The sequence below is a fragment of the bacterium genome (genome assembly GCA_027622355.1).
Taxonomy (GTDB): Bacteria; UBA8248; UBA8248; order UBA8248; family UBA8248; genus JAQBZT01.
The window spans coordinates 1-10,077 of sequence record JAQBZT010000083.1 but is presented as its reverse complement, the minus strand read 5'-3'; the positions used below and the strand labels follow the sequence as shown (position 1 = coordinate 10,077).

Below are 10,077 nucleotides of genomic sequence, written 5' to 3'. Positions count from 1 at the left end.
AAAATGACCGCTCATCATTCGCCTTCGATGTCCGCTTACAAGGAGAAGCCGCCATGGCCACAGAACCGCGCCCCGAGTACCGCCCCGATGACCCGGAGGAACTCGACGCCGTCGCCGCCTGCCCGGAGAACCACCGCGTCGTGCTCGAAAACGATCGGGTCCGCGTGCTGGATGTCACCATTCCGCCCCGCACCATCGAAGAGGCGGCGCACACCCACAAGTGGTGGGGCGTCTTCATCATCGACAGTGCTCCCGAGATCGTCTACTACGGGCGCGATGGCGGCGCCGTGGACCTCGGCCAACCGCCCGCGAACACCCCCCTGTGGATCGCGCCCGAGGGGCCGCACAAGGTGGAGAACAAGGGGGACTTTCCCTTCCATGCCATCCGCATCGAGCTGAAGGGCTAGCCGCGAATTCCAAACAGGCGGCTCCCCCGGTCAGAGCCCCGGCAGCGGGCGCGGCGCAAAAACTCCCGCATTATCCCGCAGCATCCCGCAAATCGCCCCGCCGGCCCTCTTTTTGGAGCCAAGTCCCTGCCTGCAGGCACACCTTCGGCCCCCTTTTGGAAGCCGGGCCCACTCTCGCACACGCGGGGGGAAAAGCCGGTGCAGAAGATGCGGGGAGATTCGGATCGCCCGCAGCGGTCCGGTTTGCTTGTATTTGTTGTCATTCCGAGCGCCCGAGGCGCGAGGAATCTGCTTTTCGACAAGCAGATTCCTCAGTCGCTATGCTCCTTCGGAATGACACCGCGGGTCCATTGTGCAAACGGACCCACTGCCGGATCCTCCGCACGGGCTTCCCCGCTCCGCCGCGCCCCGGCCGGGGGGGCACGAAGAGGGCACACCTAGGTGAGTTTATCGGCCAGCCAGTCCGCCGCGAGGGGCCGCCAGAGGAACGGCACGTTGTTGCAGACGTGAACGCCCTCGGGATAGACCTTGAGCTCCGCCAGAGGGCCGGCCTCCTCGACGATCTTATGCCCCTGATCGACCGGGCAGAGCCGGTCCAGCTCCCCGTGGATGATGAACAGCGGCCGGTCCAGCCCTTTCAGATGACCTCTTAAGCTCAGCGTCTTCGCCCGCTCGGCGCCCTCGGCCTCGCTCACCCCGCCGAAGGCGTGGCAAAGCCCCTTGCGGGTAAGCGCCGGTATCGTCTTCCAGTGCTCGTCCAGATCGTAAAAGCCCGTGACGCCGACCGCCGCCTTCAGCCGCTTTTCATAGGCCAGCGCGCGGGGGGCGTAGTGCCCGCCCAGGCTGACGCCCAGCGCCCCGATCCGCTCCGCGTCCAGCCGCGCGTCCTTGCAGAGCACGTCCATGACGGCGGAGACGGGCTTTTCGTAGGCGGGTTCGATCGGCAGATCCATGCGCTCCCCCTGGGCGGGGCCATCGAAAGCGAACGTCGCCAGCCCCCGGCTGTGCACGATGGCCTCGAGGGTGTGAAACTCCTCTTTGGTGGAATCGAGCCCCGAGATCAGGATGACGCAGGGGGCCTTCGAGAGCCCGGCGGGAATCCGCAGGATTCCAGGAAGGTTGCCGCTCTCGTAGGGGACTTCGATGCGCTCCCCGGGGGGCAGCAGATCGGGCAGCGCTCTTTGGTAGGCGGCGACTTTTTTGTCCTGGGCCTCCTGCTTGAGGGCCGGGTCTTCGTTGTAGACAAATTGGGCGAAATGGTAGGCCAACGCAGCCCGCACAAAACCCTCCGCCGCGCTCTGGCGGCGCCCCGACCGGGCCATCTCCTCCGCCCCCGCAAGCCGGAAATCGCCCCGCTCGATCCACAGCCGGCACCAGTCGTCCCAGGAGCCCACCTTGGGGATGACCTCGGTTGCATCGAAATAGGTGATCCCGTTCGCGAGGAGACGCACATACCAGTTCGAGAGCGCCTCCTGTGTCAGCTTGTCCTGCCCTTTCGGCTCACTCAATTCGGCTTCTTCCTTTTTCTGGTAGTGGGTCAGTTTGTACAATGGACCCGTGGTGTCATTCCGAAGGAGCGCAGCGACTGAGGAATCTGCTGTGGAAAAACGGATTCCTCGCGCCTCCGGCACTCGGAATGACAAGAAAAACAAGCAAACTGACCCACTACCCTTTTTCTTTCCGGCACTATTCCGGTTTTTTCGCTTCCAGCCGGACCGCTACGACCGGAGCGAAGGGGCTGTGCCCGGTGATGGCGACTTCCGCAAAACCCGCCCGCCCGGCCAGGCGAAGCCACTCGCTCTCCTCGAGGACGCCCCCCAGCGATGCGTTCCACGCGGTGGGGTCGAGGCCGATCTCGGGGGGAAGCTCACCCTCCCGAATCAATTCGCGAGCGATCAGTTTTCCGCCCGGCCGAAGCACCCGGTGGATTTCCCGCAGGGCGCACTCTTTATCAATGGTGAGATTGAGGGAGGCGTTGGCGAATACCAGGTCGAAGCGCGCCCCGGAAAAAGGAAGGCGCTCCATGTCTCCTCCAACGGGCAGGACGCTTCCCGCCCCGCAATCGGGCGCCATCTCTCGCGTCCGCCGGAGCATGGGGAGCGTCATATCCAGCGCGAAGACCCGCCCGCCCGGCCCGAGCCGCCCCGCCATCAGGCGCGCGTCCAGGCCCGCGCCGCAGCCCAGATCGAGCACATCGCCCGCGCCCGCGAAGGAGACGCCCTCGAGCGCGAACCCGCAGCCGCAGTAGGAGCCCGAAAAATTCTCCGGAAGACCCCTCACCCACTCTTCGGGGTATCCGGCCTTCAGCGCACGCTCCGCCCCGCCTGGGGGAAAGGCATCCCCTTCCACGAGGTGCGCATAGCGGTTGCGTACAAAATCCTTGATTTGATCCGCCCAAGCGCGGGGCGGCTCGCCTCGAACGAATACGGACATTTTCCGCTCAAATGTCGAGTGGGGAAGCTGAAAACGCCAATGCTGGAGCAGAGGCAAATCCTTATGCTGCCGCCTCATGCCCCCGAAAAAAACACGCACAAAAAAACAAGCCGCCGCCCCTTGCGGGACGGCGGCCGATGAGAATCCGCCTCTAATCTTCCGAAGGAGAAATCTTGCCCAACCGGGCCAGCGAATCGTTGGCGATGCCGACATCAATCAGATCCGTATAGCCGGGCACCTTGCCCTTGATCTTGCCAAGCTTCTGCATGAAGCTCGTAGTCCAGGCAACGTTCTCTTTCGGAAGGCCGCTGTTGACCGACCACATCCGCTCTTTCACAAAGATGTCGTAGGTCCTGGAGACAACATCGGGGTTTTTCTTGTACACCGGGCGGACCCATTTCATGGCCGATTTCATGAAGCCCGGCTTGTCTTTGTACATCGAGCGGGTGGCCTGGATCATCGACTGCGCGAAGCGCACGTATGCGTCGCGGTTCGAAGCCAATTTCGAGGCGGGCGCGATAAAGGCGCCATATACGTTTTTCGGCATCACCTTCCACTGCTCGCCCAGAACGGTGACCGCTTTTTCCTTTTGGGAGAGAAGAACCTGCTCGACGTGGATGACCACGGCGTCGGCCTTGCCCTTGAGGAGGAACGGAACGCGCGCCGGCGGCGGGGTCTTGATCCATTTCACGTCGCTGTCCGTCAGGCCGGCGGAGCGGAGCAGCGCGACTGCGTTCGTGTGACTGTAGCCGCCGCGTCCCTCGATGCCGATGGTCTTGCCCTTCAGCTTCGCGGGCGTGTCAATGCCCGGCGCGCCCGTCACGATGGCTTCCTGCAGAAAGGACATCGAGTGGAAGTACTTCAGCCCGCTGCCCTTTGCGATGCCGACCAGCCCGATGCCAAAGGGCACCCAGGACGCGTCCAAGCCACTCTTCCCGCTGGCCGCCGCCCGATGGGTGGCCACGCCGCCGCGGAAAAATTTGACCTCCACTTTCAGGCCGTTGAGCTCGAAAATGCCGTTGTCGATCGCGTAGAAAACCGGCATGTGCACCATCACCGGCGGCCGAACGGGCATTCCCAGAACCAGCTTATCGGCCGCAAGCGCAGGGCTCTTCCCCGTCAGCGCAATCGCGGCCACAAGAACCAACAGGGAAAACCATTTCGCTAGAATTTTCATCGTTTTCATCTCCTCAATAGAGCCGATGCGATTTTCCGCACAATTAAAACTCAGTCCGATTCACTGCGTACCCGCCAGGAAGCGAATTTCTTGTCGAAAACCGCCACCAGCTTCGTCAACACAATCCCCGCAATCATCAACAGAACAACCGGCGCCAACCCCTTGGCAAGATCCAGGTCGCCGACATAGTCCTGGCTCAAGGCACCGAGACCCGAAATGCTCATCAAAAACTCGGCGACTACCATCCCCACCAGGGCACGCCCGAACGCGAGGCCCAATCCGGCCACCAGGTAGGGCACCACCGAGGGGAAGATCAAATCCCGCCATCTCTGGCTTTCGGTGGAGCAGAACGACCGGGTCACCTCCAGCAAGGATTGGTCGATGTTCCGGACCCCATGAAAGACATTGATGATGACCGGCATGATAGCAAAAAATATGACAATCGTCGTTTTACCCAAAAAATCCACGCCCAGGACCATCGCGATGGGAAACGCAAGCGCCACGACGGGGGTGGCATAAAGCGCGTAGACATAGGTATCCACAAGATATTCAAAGGTTTGCGACCTCCCCATCAACATGCCGATGATGATGCCGCCCGGGATGGCCACCGCGAGCCCGACAAAGAGAATCTGGGAGCTTCCATAGGCCGCGGCCATCATCTCGCCGCTGATAAGGAGTTCGAAGAAAGCAACGACGATGGCGCTCGGGTAGCTGAAGGTCGAGGGCGATATCTGTCCCGCCAGCCCCAGCGCCTCCCAGCCGCCGATCACCAGGACAAGCGACAGAAAACGCATATAGAACTGGGGGGCGGTGACCCAGGCCAGAGAAGAAATTTCGTTTCCAGCACTGACATTTCCGCCGCTCATGGCTTCTGTCGTCACTTTGCTCTCTCCTCTGCGTAGACAGGAATTTCATGCAGTTCGCCGGGCTCATCGCTGGGATTGCGAAGAAGTTCCCACAAGTGATGCCGCAATGCCAGAAATCTCGCACTGCCCCGGATGGCCTCGATGTCCCGGTCCCGGCCAAATTGCGTTTCCACCTCGAAGCGAACCTTCCCCGGCCGCGGAGTCATGAGCACCACCCGATCGCCCAGCAAGAGAGCCTCGTCAATGCTGTGCGTGATAAACAACATGGTCTTCGGCTCGACCTCGTTGATCCGGAGCAGCTCTTCCTGCAACTGCTCCCGCGTCAGGGCATCCAGTGCGCCAAAGGGCTCGTCGAGCAAAAGCACCTGCGGCTTGGCGGCCAGTGCGCGCGCCAGGCCGGCACGCTGCTGCATCCCTCCGGAGAGTTGGGAGGGATAATGATCCTCAAAACCATTCAGGCCGACCAGGTTCGTATAGTGCGCAACCGCTTCTTCAAGCTCTTTCGACGGCACTCCCTGGAGCTTGAGCCCGTATGCGATATTCTGGTGAAGCTTTTTCCACGGGAAGAGACCGAAATGTTGAAACACCATGGTCATTTCCGGCCGGGGTCCCGTGACGCGCTCCGAGCGGTAAAACACCTCTCCCTGCTCACATGCGATCAATCCATTCGCGATGCGGAGCAAGGTCGTCTTTCCGCAGCCGCTGGGCCCCAGGATGGTCAAGATTTCGCTCTGCTTCACCTCCAGGTGAATATCTGAGAGGACATGGACATCCCCATAGAATTTATGGAGGCCTCTGGCCGAAAAAGCCACTTCCTGATTCATGTTGCTCTCTTCACCACTTTCGATGGGTCAACTCCTTGCTGAATGAGGAAAAACGGATAATCTGGGCGGCAAACAGAAGCAGCACGCAGAATGGTTCAGAGTTAAAACTATATCTCCGAATGGCATCTCCGCGGCTGCAATTCTACAGCATAATCAAAGTCAAAACAGAAACATATGGCGAAAAGCGTCTGAATTTAAGCAGATTATCTCATTTCAGAGAATGTATGGCAAATTCTAATTTCCAAGGCGAGATCGAGCCTTCCGCTCCTCCCGCCTCCGCAGGGATATGAGAAGTTATTGCAAATCGCGCCACGCCGGGATGCCCTCGGCTCCCTCCGCCTCCACAACGGCGCGGCAGATGGCTCTTCCCACGGCCGTTTCCGCGGCCGCGCCGACGACATCCAGGTCGGCCCCTTTCGATCCGCACGAGACGGCGAAAACCACATCGCCATCCACGGAAGTGTAGGAAGGCCGGACGGTCCGGATCAGGCCATTTGCGCCGAACTGTGCAAGCTTGTGGCATTGCACCTTGGAAAGCCCCACATCCGTCGCCACCGCCACAAGTGTGGTGTTCTCGCCCGAACCGGAAAAACCCTGAAACGGGCGACCGCGCGTGCGCAGATGCCAAGCCGTGTCAACAAGCTCCTGACCCGCCTCCCCCCGGGGGCCGGCCAGGAGCTCGCCCGTATCGGGGTTGTGCACCCCCCCGAAGGCGTTGACGACGGCCAGAGCACCCACGATCCCTCCGCCGGGCACCGTCACACTCGCCGTTCCGAGACCGCCTTTCATCGCTCGCCCCCTGCCCAGCAGCTTGCCCACTGTCGCCCCTGTCCCCGCACCGACACTGCCCTGGGGCCCTTCCCCGGAGGAAGCGCACTCCGCCGCCCGGCGCCCCATCCCGGGTCCGGGCCGGACGCTCCCCTCGCCAACGCCCAAGTCGAAAATCACTGCGCCCGCCACGGTGGGAACGATAAATCCGCCGGCCGGAAACCCCCGGCCCGCTGCCTCGAGGACCTCCATCACCCCATCCACCGATGCGAGGCCGAAGGCGCTCCCGCCCGTGAAAACCAGCGCATCAACATGGCCGACCAAGTGCTCGGGGCGGAGCGAGTCAATGCCCCGCGTCGCCGTCGCCGTTCCCCGCAGCTCGCAGGCGCCGACCGTATCCGGCGGGCAGACCAGCACGCTCACGCCCGTCCGGGCGCGCAAATCCGCCGCATGGCCCAGCCGAAAACCGGGCACATCCGTAACGCATCCGGTGAGTTCTGTCAGATCCAGGGGAAGTGTCCTTCTCTGGGCGCGCGGCTACGCCTGCGGCAGTCCGCCTGCGCGGGGTTTCGGCAAATCCCCCGTCTCCAGGATACTGTCGATCACGTATTTGTACTGCTCCCGCCCGACGGCGCCGACCAAAAGAGCTTCGTCGTTGACGAGCACTGAGGGGATGCCGGAAACTCCCTTCTGTACCGCATCCATGTACTCGCGATACGCCTGCTCGCGGTGGACGCCGCTTTCGAGATCGTCGCGGAAGCGGAGCATGTCAAGCCCCGACCTTTCCGCCATCTCGCACAAAACTTCCTTGTCGGTAATATTCCGGTTTTCGGTGAAAAACGCCGAAAACATATTTTCGTGAAAGCGCTCCCACGCCTCGGGTCCCTGGGCCCTGGCGGCAAGGCCCGCCTCGGCCGATGGAAGCGACCAGTTGGGAAAATTCTCCTCGGACTCCCAGCTGTGAAAATCGCCCGATTCGGGCTGGGAGCCCGCATTCGCCCAGCCGGTCTTCCGGTACTCGTTGAACACTGCGTTGGGGTCGGGCTCCGGCCGCAGCATAAACACGCGGTACTCGATGTTCACCTTGTCCCCGTACTCTTCCTTAATCTTCTTCAGGCGCACGGCCGAATTGAAACACCAGGGTCACAGGAAATCGCTGTACACCGTAAACTTTACGGGTTCGTTGCTCATCCGGCTCTCCTTTGGCGACATGGAAACAAGGCCGGCGCACGGAAAGTGCGCGCCGATCATGGGTCTTTGTCATCTGTCTTTTATATTGATTTCAAATCGGACGCGCACGCTCTCCCCCCGGCCAACTTTCAGTTTTTCCGTTGCGCTCCCGCGGGGAACGAACACTTCAAGGTGCGACCAACTGTTAAAGTGAGCTCCCAGGTTATCATTTTCAGCCGATTGATAAAACTCGCTTAAGCCCTCGATGACCGCACCGCCGACCTCCACAATCGGCAAGAGGTTGTCCTCGTAGTTACCGGCGTTGCCGGCCCCTTCCCAAAAGGCGGTGGTGTCGATATTCGTTATCAGATTACCAAATTGGTCCACATACGCCACCTCACCGTGGATGACCCCCTTCGAGTCCACCCGCGGCCGCGTCCAGTGGAGGCGGATCGGATTCTGGACGAGCGGCCCGAAATTCTCCGGGTCCTCCCCCAGGGACAGATAAGCGGCAACGGGGGCAAAGATGTCCCTGCCGTGGAACGTCGAACTGACCTTTGTGAGGAAATACTCGACCGTGTCGAGATCGCGGGTCCACAGATAGGAGGGGTCATCGTAGACATAGGAAAAAATTCCATTGTCGGGTCCCACGAAAAAGTAATTCTCCGTGGCCACCAAAATTCCCCGCCGGTCGCTGCCCACGCCCGGATCGACAACTGCCACGTGGATCGTCCCCTTCGGAAAATAATGGTAGGCACTCCCCAGGATCATGGCACCGCCCACGACATCGAACGGTCGAGTTCTGTGGCTCAGGTCCACGATCTGCACCTGGGAGTTGACGCTCAGGATCACCCCCTTCATGACGGCGACGTAGTGCTCGTCCTGGCCGAAATCCGTCAAGAGAGTGATCGCCGGGCGATTCCCCTGATCTCCCTCGATCTCTGCCCCGCCCTCATCAAAGGGATCGGGCCGCGACTGCGAATCGCTCATCCCAGTAAAGTCCCCCAAAATCCATCGGAGCGCGAGGCCACCGCCCCCGTCATCTTCCCCCGAATGGAGGACAAGCGGACCGGCATTGCCTGCCCGATGAATTCTTCCGGTCCTTTCAGAAAAACGCGAACGTAGTTATCCGCCAGACCCGAAAGCACACCCTCTACCCGGCGGCCCTCGAAGAGCACCTCCGTCTCCCTCCCCTCCTGCCGCGCGACGAATGCGGCCCATTTCCGCCTTCCGAGGTCTTGCAGCTTTTTGACCCTTTCGCGAATCTCGGCGGGCGGGACGGTATCGCCCATCTCCGCCGCCGCGGTTCCCGGCCGGGGCGAATAGGGAAACACATGGAGATAGGCCAGGGGCGACTCCCGCACCCACTCCAGCGTTTTCGCAAACGCCTCGGGGCTCTCCCCCGGGAATCCGGCAATAAAGTCTCCCCCCAGGCAAACGCCCGGGATCTGCTCCGCCAGTTCCGCGAAACGCCCTGCGCAGAACGCCGCGCTATAGTTGCGGCCCATCGCTTCGAGTACCCCGTCATCGCCGCTTTGCACGGGAACGTGGAAGTGGCGGCAGACATAGGGTGAGCGGGCCGCCCTCTCGTGGAAAGCGTTCGCGGAGCAGATGCGTACGAGCTCGCGCGTGATCTCGCCGGGCTCCACCGAGGAAAGCCGGAGGCGGCGAAGCCCCGCTGTCTCCAGGAGGCGCTTCAACAAACGGCTCAGCGTCGAACGCGGCGCGAGATCGCGGCCATAGGCGCCCAGGTGCACCCCGGTCAAAACGATCTCGAGGCGGCCTCCCTCGGCCAGCTGCCGGGCCTGATGTGCGCAGTCCTCTGGCGGGAGGGATCGGCTCACGCCGCGGGCGATGGTCGAGGCGCAAAACGTGCAGGAAAAATCGCAGCCATCTTGAACCTTCAGGTAGGCGCGCGTCCTTCCCCCGAACTGCGGCAGCGTCACCGTCTCGATATTCAGGTGCTCTTCGATAGGAGAAATGCGGAGCTCGGGCAGGCTGCCTTCATTCTGGATGGGTTTTTCCAGCTCAAGGGAAAGACGGAGCTTCTCGGCGTTCCCCAGGAGGAGGTCCGCCTCGGGAATCCGCATCTCCGCCGCATTGGCCTGCGCTGCGCACCCTGCGAGGATGATTTTCGCCCCCCGCGGGCCCTGCCGGCGGGCCTTTCGGGCGAGGCGCCGCCCCTCCCGGTCGGCCTCGTGCGTCACCGTGCAGGTATTCACGACATAGACGTCGGCTTCCGCCTCGAAGGGGACCACCTCGTAGCCGGCGAGGGCGCAGCTGTGGAGCATCGCCTCGCCCTCGGCCTGGTTGAGCTTGCAACCCAGGCTGTAGATCGCCAATCGGGGCCGGTTCACTGGCCTTTTCCTCTTCCGAAGGTGGAAAGCGGAGCGCGGAGCCCCCCCCCAGCCGAGATCCCCCGTAGTTACGAG

At 61.9% G+C, this 10,077-nt stretch carries 9 protein-coding genes and 1 pseudogene; 1 reads left to right on the top strand and 9 read right to left on the bottom strand.

The features are described from left to right. The coding region (locus tag O2807_06640) for a hypothetical protein (GenBank protein ID MDA1000179.1) at positions 1-407 on the top strand (407 nt) is incomplete at its 5' end. 437 nt (positions 408-844) lie between these two features. Here the strand turns inward: O2807_06640 and O2807_06635 are convergent. The 9 genes and pseudogenes from O2807_06635 to mtaB all read right to left on the bottom strand — a co-directional run bounded on the left by O2807_06635 (position 845) and on the right by mtaB (position 10,002). Then, positions 845-1,915: an alpha/beta hydrolase gene (locus O2807_06635; protein ID MDA1000178.1), complete on the bottom strand. Its 1,071-nt coding sequence runs from the start codon at positions 1,913-1,915 to the stop codon at positions 845-847. A 178-nt stretch (positions 1,916-2,093) separates the two neighbouring features. Next, on the bottom strand, positions 2,094-2,840 hold the full coding sequence (locus O2807_06630; GenBank protein MDA1000177.1) for a methyltransferase domain-containing protein: 747 nt from the start codon (positions 2,838-2,840) through the stop codon (positions 2,094-2,096). A 151-nt stretch (positions 2,841-2,991) separates the two neighbouring features. Further along, complete coding sequence (locus tag O2807_06625) at positions 2,992-4,017, bottom strand: ABC transporter substrate-binding protein (GenBank protein ID MDA1000176.1); 1,026 nt, start codon at positions 4,015-4,017, stop codon at positions 2,992-2,994. A gap of 50 nt (positions 4,018-4,067) precedes the next feature. After that, complete coding sequence (locus O2807_06620; protein ID MDA1000175.1) at positions 4,068-4,898, bottom strand: ABC transporter permease subunit; 831 nt, start codon at positions 4,896-4,898, stop codon at positions 4,068-4,070. Next, complete coding sequence (locus O2807_06615) at positions 4,895-5,707, bottom strand: ABC transporter ATP-binding protein (protein ID MDA1000174.1); 813 nt, start codon at positions 5,705-5,707, stop codon at positions 4,895-4,897. The genes O2807_06620 and O2807_06615 overlap by 4 nt, the downstream gene beginning before the upstream one ends. Positions 5,708-6,001: 294 nt before the next feature. Continuing rightward, complete coding sequence (locus O2807_06610; protein ID MDA1000173.1) at positions 6,002-6,949, bottom strand: P1 family peptidase; 948 nt, start codon at positions 6,947-6,949, stop codon at positions 6,002-6,004. Between the two features lie 63 nt (positions 6,950-7,012). Then, positions 7,013-7,603: pseudogene (locus O2807_06605) on the bottom strand (DsbA family protein). Positions 7,604-7,735: 132 nt separating this feature from the next. After that, complete coding sequence (locus tag O2807_06600; protein ID MDA1000172.1) at positions 7,736-8,635, bottom strand: SAM-dependent chlorinase/fluorinase; 900 nt, start codon at positions 8,633-8,635, stop codon at positions 7,736-7,738. Beyond that, positions 8,632-10,002 (bottom strand): tRNA (N(6)-L-threonylcarbamoyladenosine(37)-C(2))-methylthiotransferase MtaB, encoded by a 1,371-nt coding sequence (mtaB, locus tag O2807_06595; GenBank protein MDA1000171.1) that lies wholly within the window; start codon positions 10,000-10,002, stop codon positions 8,632-8,634. The genes O2807_06600 and mtaB overlap by 4 nt, the downstream gene beginning before the upstream one ends. Between the last annotated feature and the right edge of the window lie 75 nt (positions 10,003-10,077).

What these genes read in the sequence shown, in the direction of transcription:
- O2807_06600 (MDA1000172.1), bottom strand. Translation starts at nt 8,635, where the DNA reads ATGAGCGATTCGCAGTCGCGGCCCGATCCCTTTGATGAGGGCGGGGCA.
- O2807_06615 (MDA1000174.1), bottom strand. Translation starts at nt 5,707, where the DNA reads ATGAATCAGGAAGTGGCTTTTTCGGCCAGAGGCCTCCATAAATTCTAT.
- O2807_06625 (MDA1000176.1), bottom strand. Translation starts at nt 4,017, where the DNA reads ATGAAAATTCTAGCGAAATGGTTTTCCCTGTTGGTTCTTGTGGCCGCG.
- O2807_06630 (MDA1000177.1), bottom strand. Translation starts at nt 2,840, where the DNA reads ATGTCCGTATTCGTTCGAGGCGAGCCGCCCCGCGCTTGGGCGGATCAA.